At 71.6% G+C, this 18,339-nt stretch carries 15 protein-coding genes and 1 tRNA gene; 6 read left to right on the plus strand and 10 right to left on the minus strand.

What is annotated here, in order from left to right; genetic code table 11:
• Positions 1-128: 128 nt before the first annotated feature.
• Entirely contained in the window at positions 129-2,084 is a 1,956-nt protein-coding gene (acs, locus tag WBQ80_RS05820) for an acetate--CoA ligase (protein ID WP_336571379.1), read from the plus strand.
• 69 nt (positions 2,085-2,153) lie between these two features.
• Here the strand turns inward: acs and WBQ80_RS05825 are convergent, their stop codons facing one another.
• Both WBQ80_RS05825 and WBQ80_RS05830 read right to left on the minus strand, forming a co-directional pair.
• Positions 2,154-2,630, minus strand: a complete 477-nt coding sequence (locus WBQ80_RS05825; protein WP_336571378.1) for a RidA family protein — start codon at positions 2,628-2,630, stop codon at positions 2,154-2,156.
• Positions 2,630-2,857 (minus strand): hypothetical protein, encoded by a 228-nt coding sequence (locus WBQ80_RS05830; RefSeq protein WP_336571377.1) that lies wholly within the window; start codon positions 2,855-2,857, stop codon positions 2,630-2,632. The genes WBQ80_RS05825 and WBQ80_RS05830 overlap by 1 nt, the downstream gene beginning before the upstream one ends.
• A gap of 130 nt (positions 2,858-2,987) precedes the next feature.
• Between WBQ80_RS05830 and WBQ80_RS05835 the strand changes: the two genes are divergently transcribed.
• The 3 genes from WBQ80_RS05835 (at position 2,988) to WBQ80_RS05845 (ending at position 6,713) form a co-directional block, all read left to right on the plus strand.
• Entirely contained in the window at positions 2,988-5,567 is a 2,580-nt protein-coding gene (locus WBQ80_RS05835) for a transglycosylase domain-containing protein (protein WP_336571376.1), read from the plus strand.
• Positions 5,567-6,541: a metallophosphoesterase gene (locus tag WBQ80_RS05840; RefSeq protein WP_336571375.1), complete on the plus strand. Its 975-nt coding sequence runs from the start codon at positions 5,567-5,569 to the stop codon at positions 6,539-6,541. Before WBQ80_RS05835 ends, WBQ80_RS05840 begins: the two co-directional genes overlap by 1 nt.
• Positions 6,542-6,639: 98 nt before the next feature.
• Positions 6,640-6,713, plus strand: a tRNA-Pro gene (locus WBQ80_RS05845).
• A 64-nt stretch (positions 6,714-6,777) separates the two neighbouring features.
• Here WBQ80_RS05845 and WBQ80_RS05850 read toward each other — a convergent pair.
• Genes WBQ80_RS05850 through WBQ80_RS05860 form a run of 3 tightly spaced genes read right to left on the minus strand, consistent with a single transcriptional unit; the run spans position 6,778 to position 10,327 of the window.
• A complete protein-coding gene (locus tag WBQ80_RS05850) occupies positions 6,778-7,941 on the minus strand; it encodes a heparan-alpha-glucosaminide N-acetyltransferase domain-containing protein (protein ID WP_336571374.1) in 1,164 nt (387 codons plus the stop codon).
• 8 nt (positions 7,942-7,949) lie between these two features.
• Complete coding sequence (locus WBQ80_RS05855) at positions 7,950-9,566, minus strand: hypothetical protein (RefSeq protein ID WP_336571373.1); 1,617 nt, start codon at positions 9,564-9,566, stop codon at positions 7,950-7,952.
• Positions 9,563-10,327 carry a glycosyltransferase family 2 protein gene (locus WBQ80_RS05860; protein ID WP_337282489.1) on the minus strand — a complete coding sequence of 255 codons (765 nt, stop codon included), beginning with the start codon at positions 10,325-10,327 and terminating at the stop codon, positions 9,563-9,565. The genes WBQ80_RS05855 and WBQ80_RS05860 overlap by 4 nt, the downstream gene beginning before the upstream one ends.
• Positions 10,328-10,396: 69 nt before the next feature.
• Here WBQ80_RS05860 and WBQ80_RS05865 point away from each other — a divergent pair, with 69 nt between their 5' ends.
• Positions 10,397-10,957 carry a GtrA family protein gene (locus WBQ80_RS05865; protein ID WP_336571370.1) on the plus strand — a complete coding sequence of 187 codons (561 nt, stop codon included), beginning with the start codon at positions 10,397-10,399 and terminating at the stop codon, positions 10,955-10,957.
• 4 nt (positions 10,958-10,961) lie between these two features.
• Here the strand turns inward: WBQ80_RS05865 and WBQ80_RS05870 are convergent, their stop codons facing one another.
• Genes WBQ80_RS05870 through WBQ80_RS05890 form a run of 5 tightly spaced genes read right to left on the minus strand, consistent with a single transcriptional unit; the run spans position 10,962 to position 17,646 of the window.
• Positions 10,962-12,785, minus strand: coding sequence for a DUF4012 domain-containing protein (locus tag WBQ80_RS05870; protein WP_336571369.1), 1,824 nt, complete (start codon positions 12,783-12,785; stop codon positions 10,962-10,964).
• A gap of 31 nt (positions 12,786-12,816) precedes the next feature.
• A complete protein-coding gene (locus WBQ80_RS05875) occupies positions 12,817-14,253 on the minus strand; it encodes a sugar nucleotide-binding protein (RefSeq protein ID WP_336571368.1) in 1,437 nt (478 codons plus the stop codon).
• Positions 14,250-15,260 (minus strand): dTDP-glucose 4,6-dehydratase, encoded by a 1,011-nt coding sequence (gene rfbB, locus WBQ80_RS05880; RefSeq protein ID WP_336571367.1) that lies wholly within the window; start codon positions 15,258-15,260, stop codon positions 14,250-14,252. The genes WBQ80_RS05875 and rfbB overlap by 4 nt, the downstream gene beginning before the upstream one ends.
• The gene (gene rfbA, locus WBQ80_RS05885; protein ID WP_336571366.1) at positions 15,257-16,132 is read right to left on the minus strand and encodes a glucose-1-phosphate thymidylyltransferase RfbA; all 876 of its coding nucleotides are present in this window, start codon (positions 16,130-16,132) and stop codon (positions 15,257-15,259) included. Before rfbA ends, rfbB begins: the two co-directional genes overlap by 4 nt.
• A gap of 38 nt (positions 16,133-16,170) precedes the next feature.
• Positions 16,171-17,646 (minus strand): sugar transferase, encoded by a 1,476-nt coding sequence (locus WBQ80_RS05890; RefSeq protein ID WP_336571365.1) that lies wholly within the window; start codon positions 17,644-17,646, stop codon positions 16,171-16,173.
• A 198-nt stretch (positions 17,647-17,844) separates the two neighbouring features.
• On the opposite strand from WBQ80_RS05890, the gene WBQ80_RS05895 reads away from it, so the two are divergent.
• Positions 17,845-18,273: a VanZ family protein gene (locus tag WBQ80_RS05895; RefSeq protein ID WP_336571364.1), complete on the plus strand. Its 429-nt coding sequence runs from the start codon at positions 17,845-17,847 to the stop codon at positions 18,271-18,273.
• Positions 18,274-18,339 lie beyond the last annotated feature (66 nt).

An 18,339-nucleotide genomic window follows, 5' to 3' on the forward strand; every position in this document is an offset into this window, starting at 1 on the left:
GACGGGTGACAGCGTAGCCGTCAGGCGGCGTCACCGCGACACGACACACCTCGCCCGGGAGGTATGGTGCTGTGTGGGGCAGGCGACCCACCTTGATGATCCATTCGCGAAGGAGCGATCGCACCACTATGAACGCGCAGATCGATCACGCGCTCGAGGAGATCCGGCGCTTCCGCCCGAGCCCCGAGTTCGCCGCCCAGGCCGTCGCCGACGAGGGCCTCTACGAAGCCGCCCGAGCCGACCGGCTCGGCTTCTGGGCCGACCAGGCCCGCACGCTTCTCCAGTGGGAGAAGCCCTTCACCCGCACCCTCGACTGGTCGAACCCTCCCTTCGCGAAGTGGTTCGACGACGGCGAGCTCAACGTCGCCGCCAACTGCCTCGACCGCCACGTCGAGGCCGGGCTCGGCGACCGCGTCGCCTTCTACTGGGAGGGCGAGCCCGGCGATTCCCGGGTCGTCACCTATGCCCAGCTCACCGACGAGGTCAAGCGCGCCGCCAACGCGCTCACCGACCTCGGCGTCCGCGAGGGCGACCGGGTGGCCATCTACCTCCCGATGATCCCCGAGGCCGTCGTCTCGATGCTGGCCGTGGCGCGGCTCGGCGCCATCCACTCGGTCGTGTTCGGCGGATTCAGCGCCGACAGCCTGGCGTCGCGCATCGACGACGCCGAGGCATCCGTCGTCATCACCGCCGACGGGGGGTATCGCAAGGGGCGGGTGTTCCCGCTCAAGCCCGTCGTCGACGAGGCCATCGGCAAGACCGAGGGCGGGACCGTGCAGAAGGTCCTGGTCGTCAGGCGCGGCGAGAACGAGGTCGCCTGGGACGCCGATCGCGACCTCTGGTGGCACGAGACGGTCTCGACGGCGTCGAACGAGCACCAGCCGAAGGCGTTCGGCGCCGAGCACCCGCTGTTCATCCTCTACACCTCGGGCACCACCGGGAAGCCGAAGGGCATCCTGCACACCTCGGGCGGGTACCTCACGCAGGCCGCGTTCACGCACCGGAACGTCTTCGACCTGCACCCCGAGCGCGACGTCTACTGGTGCACGGCCGACGTCGGCTGGATCACCGGCCACTCGTACGTCGTGTACGGCCCGCTCGCGAACGGCGCCACCCAGGTCATCTACGAGGGCACGCCCGACACGCCCCACCCGGGCCGCTGGTGGGAGATCGTCGAGAAGTACGGGGTCACGATCCTCTACACGGCGCCGACCGCCATCCGCTCGTTCATGAAGCTCGGCCGGCAGATCCCGCACGAGTTCAACCTCCGCACGCTGCGCCTGCTCGGCTCGGTGGGCGAGCCCATCAATCCCGAGGCGTGGATCTGGTACCGCCACGTCATCGGCGGCGGCTCGATCCCCGTGGTCGACACCTGGTGGCAGACCGAGACGGGCGCGATCATGATCTCGGCGCTGCCGGGCATCACCGACCTGAAGCCCGGCGCCGCGCAGGTACCCGTCCCGGGCGTCGAGATCAGCATCCTCGACGACGACGGCACCGAGGTGCACGGCGAAGGCGGGGGCCTCCTCGTCGTCACCGAGCCGTGGCCGTCGATGCTCCGCGGCATCTGGGGCGACCCCGAGCGGTTCAAGGAGACGTACTGGGAGAAGTTCGGCGACAAGTACTTCGCCGGCGACGGGGCCCGGCGCGACGAGGACGGCGACTTCTGGCTGCTCGGCCGCGTCGACGACGTCATGAACGTCTCGGGCCACCGCCTGTCGACCGCCGAGATCGAGTCGTCGCTCGTCGCCCACCCGTGGACGGCCGAGGCCGCCGTGGTCGGCGCGTCCGACGACACCACGGGCCAGGCGGTGGTCGCGTTCGTGATCCTCAAGCAGAGCCACGCGGACGCCGCGTCGACCATCGACGACATCAGCGAGGTGCTCCGCAAGCACGTCGCCACGCAGATCGGCGCGATCGCACGCCCGCGGCAGGTGTTCATCGTCAACGAGCTGCCGAAGACCCGCTCGGGCAAGATCATGCGGCGCCTGCTCCGCGACCTCGCCGAGGGCCGCGAGATCGGCGACACCACGACGCTCGCCGACACGTCGATCATGCAGGTGATCAGCGCGCAGGTGCGCTGACCCGCTTCGACGAGCGGATGCCGCGGCGCGCAGGTTCGCGCCGCGGCATCCGTCGTCTCGGCGCGGGGACTACGCGAACTCGACCACGAGCTCGACCTCGACCGGGGCGTCGAGCGGCAGCACCGCGACGCCCACGGCCGAGCGCGCGTGCTTCCCGGCGTCGCCGAAGACCTCGCCGATCAGCTCGGACGCGCCGTTGACGACACCGGGCTGCCCGGTGAAGGCCGGGTCGGATGCCACGAATCCGACGAGCTTCACGACGCGCGTGACGCGGTCGAGCGACCCCAGCTCGGCGCGCACCGCGGCCAGCGCGTTGAGCGCGCAGCGCCGCGCGTGCTCCTTGGCCTCGCCGGCGGGCACGAGGCCCTCGCCCTCGCCGACCTTGCCCGTCGCGGGCAGGGCGCCGTCGACGAACGGCAGCTGTCCGGACGTGTGCACGTACGACCCGGTCACGACGGCCGGCACGTACGCGGCCACGGGCGCGGCGACGCCCGGCAGCTCGATGCCGAGCTCGGCGAGGCGCGCCTCGGCGGATGCGCCGGCCATCAGGCGTCGCCCCCGAACTGCTTGGCCGCCTGCGCGGCCGCGGCCTGCCCGGCGGATGCCGCGGCCGAGGACTCCCCGCCCACCGGGCGCTTCAGGTACGCGACGAGCCCGCCCTCGGGGCCCTGCACGACCTGCACGAGCTCCCAGCCCTCGGCGCCCCAGTTGTTGAGGATCGCAGCGGTGTTGTGGATGAGCAGTGGGGTGGTGATGTACTCCCAGGTGGGCATGGCGACTCCTCGATGTCGGGACGATTGGCTATTCTGAGGGCGAGCCGGCGGCGGTGCGGCCGCATGGCATGCCGGATTTTGCCAGCCTTCCTCAGTTAGGCTCCACTCTATGTCTGCCCAAAATCGAACGATGAGCGATGCCGCCGGGGGAATCCTCGGCTTCGTCGGCATGAGCGCGCTGGCGGGCGTGCTGGTCACCGCCGCCGTCACCCCCGCGCTCGCCGTCACGGGCATGGCCGCGAACAACAGCATCACGATGTTCGAGAACCTCCCCGGGTACCTCGAGATCGACGAGCTCGCCGAGAAGTCGACGGTCTACGCGATGGTCGACGGCAAGCCGTCGGCGATGGCCAGCTTCTTCGACGAGAACCGCGAGGAGGTGGCGTGGGACTACATCTCCCAGTACCTCAAGGACGCCGCGATCGCCGGTGAGGACCCGCGCTTCTACGACCACGGCGGGGTCGACGTCCAGGGCACGGTCCGCGGTGCGCTGAAGACCGTCATCGGCGGCGACACGCAGGGCGGCTCGTCGATCACGCAGCAGTACGTCAAGAACGTGCTCATCAACAACGGCGTCTCCGAGGCGACCACCGAGGAGGAGAAGCAGGCCGCGTACGAGGCCGCGACCGAGGTCAGCGCCGAGCGCAAGCTCAAGGAGATCCGGTACGCCATCACCCTCGAGAAGAAGTACTCGAAGGACGAGATCCTCCGCGGCTACCTCAACATCGCCCACTTCGGCGGCCGCGTGTACGGCGTGCAGGCCGCCGCGCAGTACTACTTCCGCACGAACGCACGCGACCTCACGCTCGCCCAGGCGGCGAGCCTCATCGCGATCGTCAACCACCCCGAGAAGTTCCGCCTCGACTACCCCGACAGCGAGACGAACGGTGCGGCATCGGTCGATGCCGAGGGCAACCCGGTCTCCTATGCGGCCAACAAGGACCGACGCGACTACATCCTCGGCGAGATGCTGAAGGAGAAGAAGATCACGCAGGAGGAGCACGACGCGGCGATCGCCGAGCCCGTGGCCCCGGTGATCACCGAGCCCAGCACCGGCTGCGTGTCGGCCAAGGGCCACGCGTTCTTCTGCGACTACGTCGCCTGGGAGATCAAGAACAAGTTCGACGACGAGAGCACGCCGGAGGTCAACGAGGGCCGCGAGATGCTCCAGAAGGGCGGCCTCGACATCTACACGACCCTCGACCTGGGTCTGCAGAACGAGGCGATCAACGCGCTGAACGACAACGTGCCGAAGGTGGCCGAGGGCGTCGACATCGGCGGCACCGTCGTGAGCGTCGAGGTCGGCACCGGGCGCATCCTCGCGATGGCCCAGAACAAGGACTACGCGAACGACCCCGCGGTCCTCGAGAGCGGTCGCAACTACACCGCCGTCAACTACAACTCCGACATCGACTACGGCGGCTCGAGCGGCTTCCAGCCCGGTTCGACGTACAAGGTGTTCACGCTCGCCGAGTGGCTGAAGGAGGGGCACGCCCTCAACGAGGCCGTCGATGCGCGTCGTCGCGACAACTGGGGCCAGTTCACGAACTCGTGCGAAGGCAACATGAGCGGCGACGGCTGGAACCCCAAGAACGACGGCGGCGAGTCGGGCGGCTACTGGTCGGCCGTGCAGAACACCGTGAACTCGTACAACTCGGGCTTCGTCGCGATGGCCAAGGAGCTCGACCTGTGCGGCATCGCGAAGACCGCCGAGGCGCTCGGCGTGCACCGTGCCGACTACCAGCCCCTGTCGCAGTTCCCCTCGGCCGTGCTCGGCACGAACGAGGTGGCCCCGCTGTCGATGGCCACGGCCTTCGCCGGCATCGCCGGCAACGGCGTCTCGTGCTCGCCGATCGCGATCGACAAGATCACCGACGCCAAGGGCGAGGAGGTCGAGCCTCCGAAGTCGGAGTGCACGCAGGCGCTCACGCCCGACGTCGCCGCCGGCACGGCGTACGCGATGCAGCGGGTCATGAGCGACGGCACCGGCCAGTCGTCGGCCGGGCGCACCGACCCCTGGGTTCCGATGATCGGCAAAACGGGCACCACCGACAACGCCGAGGCCACCTGGATGAGCGGCGCGTCGACCAAGGTCTCCACCGTCGTGGGCGTCTTCAACGTCACCGGTCACGTGAACCTGCGCGACACCTACTTCGACGCCGGCCAGGCGGCCCAGCTCCGCCACCAGATCTGGCCGCGCGTCATGTCGTACGCGAACGCCAAGTACGGCGGCGACGCCTTCCCCGAGCCGAAGGGCTCGCTGCTCAACGCACCGCAGGTGGCCGTGCCCGACGTGATCGGACTCGCCCCCGAGGCCGCCCAGCAGGCGCTCGAGGCCGCCGGGTTCGGCTGGCGGATGGACGGCGAGGTCGACTCGGGCCAGCCGGCCGGCACCATCGGTGCGCAGTCGCCGTCCGGCACCGCGGGTCGCGGCGCGATCATCTCGCTCCAGGTCAGTCGCGGCAACGTCGCGGGGGTCCCGAACGTGGTCGGCATGTCCGCCGACGAGGCGGAGGCCACGCTCTCCGGCGCCGGATTCCGCGTGGAACGCAAGGAACAGGACGTCACCGACCAGTCGCAGGACGGCATCGTGCTCTCGCAGGATCCGAGCGGCAACGCCAAGCCCGGCGACAAGGTCCAGATCGTGATCGGCCGGATGCAGGGCAACGGCGGCGACGTCGAGCTCCCCGGCAACGGCAACGACGACTGATGAGTCGCTCCCTGGCGCCCGTCGCCCGCATCGCCCTCGCGATCGGTGCGGCGGGCGCCGCCGCGTTCGCTTGGGGATCCCTGGTGGAGCGGCGCCGCTTCACGCTCCGTCAGGTGCAGGTGCCGGTGCTGCCCGACGGCGCCGAGCCGATCCGCGTCCTCCACATCTCCGACCTGCACATGGCGCCGTGGCAGCGCGACAAGCAGGAGTGGGTGCGTTCGCTCGCGGCCCTGCGGCCCGATCTCATCGTCGACACGGGTGACAATCTGGGCCATCGTCGCGGCATCGAGGGCATCAGGCACGCCCTCGCACCGTTCCACGGCATCCCCGGCGTCTTCGTGAACGGGTCGAACGACTACTTCGGCCCCGTGCTGAAGAACCCGTTCACGTACTTCGGCGGCCCGTCCGGCCGGGCCAGGACGGCCGAGCAGCTCGACATCGGCGAGCTGCACGGCTTCTTCGCCGAGCTCGGCTGGACCGACCTCGACAACGACGCGGCGTCGCTCGAGGTGCGGGGCACGCACCTCGAGTTCTTCGGCGTCGACGACCCGCACCGCGGCTTCGACCGGCTCGACCGGGTGGCGGCCGCGATCGACGATCTCCGCGCCGACGACCCCTTCGGCGACGACGTGTGGCCGGACCGCGAGGGCGCGGTCGAACGGCGGGCGACGGTCACGATCGGCGTGACCCACGCCCCCTATCGCCGAGTCCTGAACTCGTTCGTGAACCACGGCGCGCAGCTCCTGCTCGCGGGCCACACGCACGGCGGCCAGGTGTGCGTACCCGGCTTCGGCGCCCTGGTCACCAACTGCGACATCCCGCGCGAGCAGGTGAGCGGGCTGAGCGTCTGGCGCCACGGCCTGCGCTCGTCGTACCTCAACGTGTCGGCCGGCCTCGGCACGTCGATCTATGCGCCCGTGCGATTCGCGTGCCCGCCCGAGGCGACGCTCCTCACCCTCGTGCCGGCGGCCTGAGCGCCGGGCGCGTCACGCTCCGGCCCGGCCGCCCAGCCACCGCGCGTGGTCGGGAGCACCCGATTTCTCGGCTATGCTTGTTGAGGCCTTCGGGCCCCCGGGGTGTGGCGCAGCTTGGTAGCGCGCTTCGTTCGGGACGAAGAGGTCGCAGGTTCAAATCCTGTCACCCCGACCGGGTGGCCGGCACGCGAGTGCCGGCCGTGAGGCCCCCTCCACGCGAGGGGGCCTTCGTCGTCTCAGGGGGCGCGGTCGTCCACGCGATCCGACCCGGCATCCGTGCCCGGCTCGCGGCCCGGGCGCTCGCGCCCGCTCGCCAGGCGGAACGCCTGCTCGAGCGGACCCCGCCCGACGAACCTGCGCCACAGCCACGCGAACGCCATCGACCCGATCGTGAGCCACACGAGCAGCGGCCACGAGTCGTCGGTGATCACGCCGCTGTCCGAGCGGTATTTGGCGAGCGAGATGATGACGAGGTGCGCCGTGTAGACGGTCAGGGGCATGGAGCCCATCGCCACGACCGGCGAGAGCACCGCGCCGACGGCCCGGCGCACCGCCGGCCGCGCGAGCGCGGTGAGCGCCACGGCCGCCGAGACGATGAGGATGCACACGGCCGTGTTGCCGATGGTCTCGAGCGACGCGCGCACGGGGGCCTGCCATCCCGGCAGGTCCGGTCCGGGGATGAGGTCCGACGGTCCCGTGAGCGCCCGGGAGAGCGGCAGGGCGACGGATGCCGCGACGGCGCCCGCGAGTGCCGCGCCGGCGATGACGCGAGGCGAGCCGATGTCGAGCCGCGCGAGGCCGAGGCCGAGGAGCATGACCGGCACCCAGATGATCACCGGGTAGGCGCCGACGAGGAACCACTCGGCGAGCAGCCCGTACGGCTCATCGCCGAGTGCCACGAGCTGCGGGTCGCGCTCGGCGAGGCTCGCGATGGCCGGCGTCATGGTGAGCAGCACGGCACCGAGGGCGACGGCGACCCGGCCGGGCAGGAACAGCAGTGGGAGCATCAGCAGGAAGGCGACGCCGTACACGTCGAGGATGACGAACACGAGCGGGGCGAAGACGGCGACGACGATCAGCCCGAGCGCGATGAGCAGCAGGGCCCGGATGGCGATCTGGCGACGCAGCACCCACCTCGCGCCGGGCTCCGCCGCGGGCCGTGTCGCTCCGGTGAGCAGGCCGAGCCCGATGCCTGCCGTCAGCGCGAAGAGGAGCCTGGGCCGCTCGTCGGCGAGCGCGATGAGCTCGGCGGCGTCGACGGGCACGTCGCCCGGCGCCAGGTGGGCGACGAACATGCCGATGAGCGCGATGCCGCGCGCGGCGTCGACGCCGTCGACCCGGCCGGGGAGCGACCGCCGGGCCCCGGCGGCGGTGCGGCTGTTCGGTTCGGCCGGCGTCATCGGGCGCCTCAATCGGGCAGGCAGGCGGAGTAGTCGCCCGATCGCACCTGCACCTCGCATCGCGGCGGCGGCTCGCCGAACCAGATGCGCGGGTCGCGCGCCGTGACGTCGACGGCGTCGGTGAGGCCGACGTGGACCCCGGCGAGCACGCCGACGCTCACGGCCGGCCCCCAGATCGTGGCCATGCGGTCGTACCCGAGCGCGGCGACCTCGCCCGCGGCGGTGCGCTGGACGGCGAGCGTCTCGCCGGTCGGCAGCGTCTGGGACCCGACCCCCGCCGCGCGTCCGGTGATCGACCACGCGAGCACGACGACGGCGACGACGGACGCCGCGGCCGCGACGATCCGGCCGGCCCGCCCTCGCGGGGCGGGGACGGTGTCGGCGGCGTCCCGGCCCGCGGCCGGCGGCGAGCCGAGGAGCACGCGCGTCGCGGGCACCACCGCGGCGGCGAGGACGGGCAGGAATGCGAGCACCGCGGGCGCGGGATGCCGCACCCAGGCCGGGGTGTGCCGTGAGACGAACCACCAGGCGAGGAACGTCGCGAGCGCGAGCGCCGCGGTCAGCACGATCGTGGTGAACTCGGCTCGTGGGACGCCGGCGGCATCGCGGGCGGACCCGCGGTCGTCGGCGTCCTCGCGCGGCATCCGTCGGATCGCGGCCACGATCACCACGGTGCCGGCCACGAGCGCCGTGACGCCGATGACCGCCATGACGGCGGTCGGCACGTTCCAGGAGCCGGCGAGGGCTGCGAGCTTGTCGAGCGGCGACGTCGTGTACCCCTGCTGGCCGCCGGAGCGGAGGAACCAGCTGAACTCGCGCAGGTTCGCCCAGTACGCCGCGGGGCCGAGGCTCGCCAGCTTGCCGAGCTCGAAGGTGATGGTGGGCAGCGCGGCGGCGGCGCCGGCCGCGAGCACCCTCGGCACGGTCCGCCGCAGGCGGACGGGCCACGGCCCCGGGGCGTCGAGCAGCACGGCCAGCGCGAACGCCGGAACGGCGAGGAGCGCGATGAACTTGACCTGGATCGCGAGTCCGAGCAGCAGACCCGCGAGCCAGGGCCGCCGATGCACGAACAGCAGGGCGGCCGCGAGGAAGGCGGCGGCCGTGACCTCGCCGAGGATGTCGGCGGGCGTCTGGATCGGCGAGGGCATCGCCGCGGTCTCGAACGCGAGCGGGATCGACACCGCGACGAGTGCGGCCCAGCGCCCGCCGAGCCGGTGGCCGACGAGCGCGAGCGCGGCGAGCAGGCCCGCGTAGCCGAGCGTCGCGACGGCGCGCCCGGCCAGGACCGGATCGACGCCGAGGGCGACCAGCCCGGCGATGGGGAGCAGCATGACCGGACCCGTCGAGATGCGCACGTCGAACGTGGCGAGCTCGCTGCCCGACAGCGTGCCGTCGCTCGTGTAGCCGAGGCCCTGCACGAGGTTCAGCGGCACGGTGAGGTTGAACGCCTCGTCCTCCCACAGGCGCACCGTCGCGATGCCGGGGATGAGGACGGCCGCGTTGGCCACCACGAGCGCGACGAGCGCCAGCCAGAAGAGCACGTCGACGATGACGCGGCGGGCGTCGCGGGTGTCGCGCCCTCCCCCGCCGCGATCGGCCGCGACGCTCGCGGCCGGCGTGGTCATCCGTCGGCTCCGGGCCGGAGGGACACCCGCCACAGTTCCGCGGCGGCGTGGCGGGCGAACCGGCGCAACCGCGCGGGAGGCAGGATCGGCGGACGGTCGACGCCCCACATCGTGCCGTTGGGGTTCGAACCGCGCCGCGGAAGGCTCGCGACCTCGAGGTACCGCACGCGGAACCCGCGGCGGGCCTCGGCGAGCGAGAAGTGCACGTGGGGCACGAGCGCGTCGTCGGGCACGAACTCCAGCAACTCGGCGAGCGCAGCGGGGCGGTAGACGCGCAGGGGCGTGTTCACGTCGGGCACGCGACGGCCCGCGGCGAAGCCGACGACGATGCCGACGATGCCGGTCAGCACCCGACGGAACCACGGGTCCTCGCGTCCGCGACGGACGCCGTGGACCACGTCCGCGCCGGTCGACACCGTGGCGCGCACCGCGCGCGCCACGTCGATCCCGTGGAACTGGCCGTCGCCGTCGACATGCACGACGAGGTCGGGCCCGAGCTCCAGTCCCGCGCGGTACGCCGCGAGCGCCGTGGGCCCATGACCGCGGTTGGCCTCGGCCTCGATCACCGTCAGCGCGGGCAGGCGCCCGGACAGGTCGTGGAGCACCGCGGCCGTGGCATCCGTCGACCGGTCGTCGACCACGACGAGGTCGAGGTGGCGTGCGAGCGGCGACAGGGTGCGCTCCAGCTCCTCGAGGAAGCCCGGGAGCCCCTCGGCCTCGTTGTACGCGGGCATGACGACCGCGAGGCGGTCCAGGTCCAACTCCACACAGCCTCCCGGCGACTCGGCTTGCGCGGAAGGGGCGCAGGCTCGTGGAGTAGCGTAGTCGAGGTGTCCCAGCATGCTCGATGGCGCCGGCTCGCCGGTCTCGGCGCCCGGTTCCTCACCGTGGGCGCGGTCAGCACCCTGATCGAGATCGCCGTCTTCAACCTCCTCTTCCTCGTGCTCGGCGTGGACGTCGTCGCGTCGAAGATCGTCGCCTCGCTCGTCGCGCTCGTGAACGCCTACCTCGGCAACCGCGAGTGGACCTTCCGCCATCGCGGCGGGCACCGTCGATCGGTCGAGATCGGCCTCTTCATGGCGGTGAACGCCGTCTGCACGGCGCTCGGCGCGCTCATCGTCTGGCTCGGGGTGATCGGGGTCTCCGCCGTGCTCGGCCGCGAGGCGGGCCCGATCGCGGTGAACGTGGTGAACCTCGCGAGCATCGTGGTCATCGTCCTGCTGCGCTTCGTGCTGTACCACTACGTGGTGTTCCGCGGCGTGCGCACGCACGAGCCCAAGCACGCGGCGGCGCCGCAGGGGGTCATGGCGACGGATGCCGCGGCGTCGGTCGACTCGCGCGCCGCCGAGCCCCTCGCACCCCGCTCCGCCGAGTCGGCCGAGCCGCGCTGACCGGTCAGCCGGCCGCGTTCGACTCGCCGTCGCAGCCGGGCGCGTCGAGCGACACGTTGGCGGGTCGCACCATCGGCGTGTGCCAGACCTCGAGCGGTCCGTAGGCGGTGTCCGCGGCACCGGTGAAGATCGCGCTGAACGTGTGCGTCGACGCCGGGACGTTGCGGACGTTGATCTTGACGGCCGGCCGGCCGAGATGGGTGACCGGCGTCACGGCGGCGGGCGCACCGTCGAGCTTGGCGGACTGGAACGTCGATCCGACCGGGCCGTAGAGCACGAGGTCGGTCGAGATGTCGCCCTTCGGGAAGTACTTGCCGGTGGCGATGTACTCCGCGAGGCCGTCGACCTGGTCGGGCTGGAGCGTCGACGTGAGCGTCGCGGAGGCCGTGAACGTGGGCGGCGCACCGTCGCGCACCGTGCACGCGTCGGAGGCCCCGGCGACGTCGAGCTGCATGTAGTAGTTCATCTTGCCCTGCGTGATGTCGTTCACGTAGGCGCCGACGACGGTCTGTTCGTCGTTCTCGGCGGGGAGGCTGCCGGTGACCCGCGTTCCCGCGATGAGCTCCGCCTCGGCGGGGTCGGACGGCGCGTACATGAGCCGGCCCTCGTCGACGGCTCGGGTGAGCGCCTCGATGAGGGCGTCGGTGTCGGCGGATCCCGAGGTGAGGACGCTGAAGACCGAGGCGGCGGCAGCCGCGAAGAACGCGTCCTGCTCCTCGGGCTCCTCGTACCGGAAGTAGACCTCGTTGAGCACGAGCGGAACGGTGTTCTCGGTCGTGAGCGTGTCGCCGGTCGGGAGCGACACGGGGCCGGTCGCGCCGAGCAGGTAGCCGAGCGCCACGGGATCGAACGAGATGACGCCGTCGACCTCCGTGCCGAACGACTCCGTCCAGAATGCGCGGATGATCTCGGAGGTCTCGGGGAAGTCGGGGGTGAGCGTGACGTCCTGCATGTACCGGCCGATCTTGTCGCCGTACAGGGCCGCGGTCTCCGGGTCGAGCTCGACGATCGGCTCGGCCCTGCCGTTCCGGAAGTCGCTGCTCGAGGCCTGCTCGGCGATGCTGATGCGGCCGTCGGCGACGTTGAGCAGGAGCAGCGCGGCGGGGTTGCCGCCCGTGCCGCGCGACTCGGCGTTGTTCTGGAAGAGCAGCAGGTAGTTGCGCGGGCCGTCGGCGCCGAGGGCGCGCGGGAGCACCTCGAGGGCGGTGCTGGCGGGGCCGATCATCGGCTCGATCCGGCCGACCGCCTCGTCGAGCTGGCCGACGCCATCCGCGACCGGGCCGATGAGCTGTTCGCGATCGACCGAGTCGAGATCGGCCGAGACCTGCTCGATCGTGTCGGCGACGCCCGTGAGGACGCCGGACAGCTCGGTGAGCGCGGCGACGTCGATGGCACCGTCCACGGGCTTCAGGGCGTCGAGGCTCAGCGTCGTGGCGGGGCGTACGACGCCCTCGACGAGCTCGTCGACGGAGACCGAGGTGACGCGCACGGCCTTCAGGTTCTCGCCGACGGTCGGCACCCACTCGAAGGCGCGCCAGAGCGGGTCGTCGGTCTGCGTGCGGGCCTCGGCGGCGTGCACGGCGAGCTGGTCGACGGTCGCGGTCGCGCCCTCCTGGTCGCCGGCGAGGATCTGGTCCTGCGCCTGCTGCGCGAGCGGGATCGCCTTCTCGAGCTCGGCCTTCGCCGCGAGGCCGCGTTCGGCGATCTGCCATCCGGCGATCGCGAGGCCGATGATCGCGAGCAGGAGCACGCCGAGGGTCACCGGCACCCAGAACCGGGCGGTCCGGGTCAGCGGCTTGTCCGGTCGGTCGTTCCTGCGATCACCCACGGGCCAATGGTAAGCGGTGCTGCCTGTGCAGTCACCGCTCCCCTTCGAGGTACCGGCGGAGGGCGGCCTCGGCGGGTTCGGGCTCGAACCCCGCGGCGGTCGACTTGGCGAGATCGAACTCGCTGTGGCGCGGCCTCGGGGCGGTCGAGCTGCCGGCGGCCGCGCGCCGCGCCGTCCACTCGGCGGTGGTCGTGGCGCGCACGCGATCGGGATCGTGCCCCGTGAGCTCGAAGACCATCCGCGCGACGTCGTACCAGCTCGTGACCGGGCCGCCGTTCGACAGGTGGTAGGTGCCGTGCGGTGCCCGCGCGTCGACCAGGTGACGGATGCCGCGGGCGAGCTCGTCGGCGAAGGTGAGCCGCCCGGTCTGGTCGGCCACGACCTCGGGGTCGATCCCGTCGTCGGCGAGCCGGCGCATGGTGCGGACGAAGTTCGGGCCGTCGCCGACGACCCAGCTCGTGCGGACGAGGTAGTGGGCGGGCACCCGCCGCACGGCGGTCTCGCCCGCGGCCTTCGACGCGCCGTAGGCGCCGAGGGGTGCGAGCGGCTCGTCCTCACCGTGGGGGCGCCTCGTGCCGTCGAACACGTAGTCGGTCGAGACGTGCACGAGCGTCATCCGCCGTGCTGCGGCGACGTCGGCCAGTGCGGCGACGGCCGCAGCGTTCACAGCCCACGCGTCGGCACGCCCATCGCCCTCGGCACGGTCGACGGCCGTGTACGCGGCGGCGTTCACGATCGTGCCGACGCCCGACCAGTCGTACGCGCGGATCGCCTCGGGGTCGCACAGGTCGAGCTCGTCGCGCCCCGGGAAGCGCACCGCGCCACCGTCGCCGCCGTCGGCGTACGCGTTGCGCAGCGCGCGGCCCAGCTGCCCCGTGCCGCCGAGCACGACGGTCGCGAGCGGCCCGATCGGCGTCGCGTCGGCGAGGCGGGGGTTCGCGCGGTCCTTCTCGGAGAGCACGGCACGGTCGAGCGGCACGGGCCAGCCGATGCCGAGCGCCGGGTCGGCCAGGTCGACGGCCGAGTACGCGGCATCCGGCGACCAGTGGTCGTTCACGAGGTAGCCGTAGACGGTGTCGGGCTCGAGGGTCTGGAAGGCGTTCGCGACCCCCCGCGGGACGAACACGGCCACGCCCGGATGCAGCTCCCGCGTCACGACACGACCGAATCCGTCGCCCGGCCGCAGGTCGACCCACGCCCCGAAGGCGCGGCCCGCGAGGACGCCGAGGTACTTGTCCCACGGCTCGGCGTGGAACCCGCGGGTCGTGCCGACGGTCGCGTTGAACGAGACGTTCTGCTGCACCGGCCCGAAGTCCGGCAGGCCGAGCGCGGTCATCTTCGCGCGCTGCCACTGCTCCGTGAACCATCCTCGCGCGTCGCCGTGCACGGGCACGTCGACGACGAGCAGTCCGGGGATGTCGGTCCGCCGGACGGCGAGCGGCGCGGGCGACCCGGACGCGCGCGTCACCGCCCGATCTCCGCGTAGCGCGCCTCGGTCGCGTCCTTCTGCGGCGCCCACCACGCCTCGTTCGCGCGGTACCACTCGATGGTGCGCGCGAGTCCGTCGCGGAAGTCGGTGTACCGCGGCCTCCACCCCGTCTCGGTGCGGAGCTTGGTGGCGTCGATCGCGTAGCGGAGGTCGTGGCCGGGCCGATCGCTCACGAGGTCGTACGCGTCGCGCGGCCGCCCGAGCAGCTCGAGGATCGTCTCGACGACCTCGAGGTTGTTCCGCTCGCCGTCCGCGCCGATCAGGTAGGTCTCGCCGATGCGGCCGCGCTCGAGGATGGCGAGCACGGCGCTGTCGTGGTCGTCGACGTGGATCCAGTCGCGCACGTTGCTCCCGGTGCCGTACAGCTTGGGCCGCTCGCCGCGCAGCACGTTGGTGATCTGCCGCGGGATGAACTTCTCGACGTGCTGGTACGGCCCGTAGTTGTTGGAGCAGCCGCTGATCGTCGCGCGGAGGCCGAAGCTTCGCACCCAGGCCGCCACGAGCAGGTCGGATGCCGCCTTCGTCGAGGAGTACGGGCTCGACGGCCGGTACGCGGTGAGCTCGGTGAACTTCGCGGCGTCGTCGAGCTCCAGGTCGCCGTAGACCTCGTCGGTCGAGATGTGGTGGAAGCGGAGGTCGCGGTGCCGCGCCGCCTCGATGAGCGTGAACGTGCCGACCACGTTGGTGTCGACGAACGGCCTCGGCCCCTCGAGCGAGTTGTCGTTGTGCGATTCGGCCGCGAAGTGCACGATCGCGTCCGTCGCCGGATCGAGCTCGGCGACCAGGTCGCCGACGAGCCGGGCATCGGCGATGTCGCCCCGCACGAACCGGAACCGATCGGGCGGGAGCCCCTCGAGGGACGCGAGGTTGCCGGCGTAGGTGAGCTTGTCGAGCACGATGACGTCGTGCTCCGTGCGGCCGAGCGCGTGGCGAACGAAGTTCGCGCCGATGAATCCGGCGCCGCCGGTGACGAGCAGGGTGCTCATGCGTCCCTCCCCTGGGCGAGGAGGCCGAGGAGGTACTCGCCGTACCCGGACTTGCGGAGCGCGAGCGCGCGCTCGCGCAGCTCGTCATCGTCGAGCCAGCCCTGCCGCCAGGCGACCTCTTCCGGGGCGCCGACCTTCAGGTTCTGGCGACGCTCGATCGTGCGCACGAACTCGGTCGCATCGGAGAGGGAATCCACCGTGCCCGTGTCGAGCCAGGCGGTTCCCCGCGGCAGCACCTCGACGCGGAGCCGACCGTCGGCGAGGTACGCGGCGTTGACGTCGGAGATCTCGTACTCCCCGCGCGCCGAGGGCTCCAGCGACGCCGCGATGGAGACCACCCGATTGTCGTAGAAGTAGATGCCCGGTACGGCATAGGCGCTCTTCGGCTCGGCCGGTTTCTCTTCGATGGACCGCACGCGGCCGTCGTCGTCGAACTCGACGACGCCGTAGGCGCTCGGTTCGGCGACCCGATACGCGAACACGGCCGCGCCCTCGAGACCGTGGAAGCGGGCGAGTCGGGTGCCCATGCCGGGTCCGTAGAAGACGTTGTCGCCGAGGGCGAGGCAGACGTCGGAGTCGCCGATGAACTCGGCACCGATCACGAACGCCTGCGCGAGCCCGTCCGGACTCGGCTGCTCGGCGTACTCGATGCGGATGCCGAACTGGGACCCGTCGCCGAGGAGCCGGTGGAACTGCGGGGCATCGTGCGGCGTCGTGATGACGAGGATGTCGCGGATCCCGGCGAGCATGAGGGTGCTCAACGGGTAGTAGATCATCGGCTTGTCGTAGATCGGCAGCAACTGCTTGGAGATCCCGAGCGTGATCGGGTGCAGTCGCGTGCCCGATCCGCCAGCGAGAATGATGCCCTTCATCAGGTCGATTCTGCCCGACGGAGGGGCGTCGCGTCGCGTCAGTACGCGCCGTGCGCGCGCGCGACGGCCCGGGCGGTGCGGTACAGGATGATGATGTCGCCCGTCAGCGACCAGTTCTCCACGTAGTAGAGGTCGAGGCGCACGCTGTCCTCCCACGAGAGGTCGGAGCGCCCCTGCGTCTGCCACAACCCGGTCACTCCGGGACGGACGAGCAGCCGGCGGTGCGCCCACTCGTCGTAGCGCTCGACCTCGGCCGCGAGCGGCGGCCGGGGGCCGACGAGCGACATGTCGCCGCGGATGACGTTCACGAGCTGCGGCAGCTCGTCGAGGCTGTACCGCCGCAGCACCGCCCCGATCCGCGTGACCCTCGGGTCGTTCCGCATCTTGAAGAGCACGCCGTTGCCGTCGGTGCGGTCGAGGAGCGTCGGCAGCTGGGCCTCGGCGTCGACGACCATCGAGCGGAACTTCAGCATGTGGAACGTCCGGCCGTTCAGGCCGACGCGCTCCTGCGCGAAGACGGCAGGACCCGGACTGTCGCGTCGGATCGCCAGGGCGATGAGTGCGAACACGGGCGCCAGGACGACGAGCAGGACCGTGCCGACGACGAGGTCGAAGGCGCGCTTCGCCGCATACTTGCGGCCGGTGAACATCGGGTAGTCGACCTGGATGAGGGGCAGGCCGGCGACGGGGCGGGCGTGGATGCGCGGGCCCGCGACATCCGTCAGCGCCGGGGCCACGACGAGGTCGGTCGACGTGCGCTCGAGCTGCCAGCCGAGTTCGCGCATGCCGCGCGGGTCGATCGTGTCGGCGCCGGTGAAGACGACCGTGTCGGCCCGCGCCTGGGTCAATGCCGTGTCGAGGTCGCTGTAGTCGCCGAGCACGGGGATGCCTGGCGCGATCTCCCGGGCGCCGCCGTGCTCGGTGAGAGCTCCGACGATCTCGAGTCCGGAGACCGCGTCACGCTCGATCTGGCGTGCGACGTGAGCCGACTTCTGCCGCTCCCCCATCAGGATCACGCGGTGCACGTACGCGCCCTGCGCACGCTTGCGCAGCAGCCACTTCCGCCACATCCACCGACCCATGACGATCAGGGCGAGTCCGAACGGGAGCGCGACGAGCACGTAGGCGCGGCCGACCTCGGAACGGAGCAGGAACGCGAGGATGGCGAGCACGGCGAACACGCGGATGCTGGCATCCGCCACGCGCCTGTACTCGGAGGTTCCGGCACCGATGATCGTGCGGTCGCGCGTGCCGAACATCGCGAGCGCGGCGAACCATCCGGCGGCGAGGATGGCGGACACGATCGCGTAGCTGATGAGGACGTCGGGGCGTTCGCCCTCGCCGGGGATGCGCAGGGAGGTGCCGCTGGTGCCGAACCGGATGAACTGCGAGCCGTACACGGCGAAGACGATGATCACCAGATCGGTGACGAGAAGCCGGCGGGCGTAGGCGCGCTGCCATTCTGCGACTGCCTCGGCCGGGGTTCGCGTCTGCGAATGCCGAGTGAGTGTCATCCGTCACCTCCTGCGTCGGCTCTCGAGTCGGGTACGAGCGCGGCGCACGCCCCCGCGGGTACAGGGGCATCCACAGGTTACTCGCCACACCGTGGAACGACAGAGGGCCGGAGGTCAAGTCACCCCCGAACTGGGGAACTCTCGCGCAATACCACGCGAGGCCTCGGCGGCACTCCGCCCGCGACGTACCGTGGAGGGATGTCCTCCCGCGCCGTGCTCCGCCTGCTCTTCGCCGGCTACACGGTGCTGCTCGCCGTGGTCGGATTCTTCCCCACGCCGGTGGATCGGGAGGCCAGCCCGGCGATCTGGTGGTTCATCAGGGGGGTGCGGCGGCTCGGCTTCGAGTGGTACTCGTACGAGCTGCTCGAGTTCTCGGCGAACGTGCTGCTGTTCGTCCCGTTCGGCCTGCTCGGCCTCCTCGTCGTCGGGCTGCGCTTCTGGTGGGTCGCCCTCGTCCTCGGCGTCACCGCGTCGGTGGTCATCGAGACCGGCCAGGAACTGCTCCTGCCGGAACGCATGCCGTCGACCTCGGACGTGGTCGCGAACGCCCTGGGCACGACCCTCGGTGTCGCGGCGGGATGCCTCATCCTCATCCTGAGGGCGCGGCGAACGCAGGCGGCCGCCTGACGGAAAGAGCCCCCGAACGGGCGGCCTCGATCGATCGTGCTCATCGCTATGATCCCGCCAAGTCAC

Origin of the sequence: Agromyces sp. CCNWLW213, from assembly GCF_037199545.1 — a bacterium.
Classification (GTDB): domain Bacteria; phylum Actinomycetota; class Actinomycetes; order Actinomycetales; family Microbacteriaceae; genus Agromyces.

Excerpts from the sequence above, each read along its gene's own strand:
- WBQ80_RS05830 (WP_336571377.1), bottom strand. The coding sequence starts at position 2,857 with ATGCCCACCTGGGAGTACATCACCACCCCACTGCTCATCCACAACACC.
- WBQ80_RS05840 (WP_336571375.1), top strand. The coding sequence starts at position 5,567 with ATGAGTCGCTCCCTGGCGCCCGTCGCCCGCATCGCCCTCGCGATCGGT.
- WBQ80_RS05855 (WP_336571373.1), bottom strand. The coding sequence starts at position 9,566 with ATGACCACGCCGGCCGCGAGCGTCGCGGCCGATCGCGGCGGGGGAGGG.
- acs (WP_336571379.1), top strand. The coding sequence starts at position 129 with ATGAACGCGCAGATCGATCACGCGCTCGAGGAGATCCGGCGCTTCCGC.
- WBQ80_RS05825 (WP_336571378.1), bottom strand. The coding sequence starts at position 2,630 with ATGGCCGGCGCATCCGCCGAGGCGCGCCTCGCCGAGCTCGGCATCGAG.
- WBQ80_RS05835 (WP_336571376.1), top strand. The coding sequence starts at position 2,988 with ATGAGCGATGCCGCCGGGGGAATCCTCGGCTTCGTCGGCATGAGCGCG.
- rfbB (WP_336571367.1), bottom strand. The coding sequence starts at position 15,260 with ATGAGCACCCTGCTCGTCACCGGCGGCGCCGGATTCATCGGCGCGAAC.
- WBQ80_RS05890 (WP_336571365.1), bottom strand. The coding sequence starts at position 17,646 with ATGACACTCACTCGGCATTCGCAGACGCGAACCCCGGCCGAGGCAGTC.
- WBQ80_RS05850 (WP_336571374.1), bottom strand. The coding sequence starts at position 7,941 with ATGACGCCGGCCGAACCGAACAGCCGCACCGCCGCCGGGGCCCGGCGG.
- WBQ80_RS05895 (WP_336571364.1), top strand. The coding sequence starts at position 17,845 with ATGTCCTCCCGCGCCGTGCTCCGCCTGCTCTTCGCCGGCTACACGGTG.
- rfbA (WP_336571366.1), bottom strand. The coding sequence starts at position 16,132 with ATGAAGGGCATCATTCTCGCTGGCGGATCGGGCACGCGACTGCACCCG.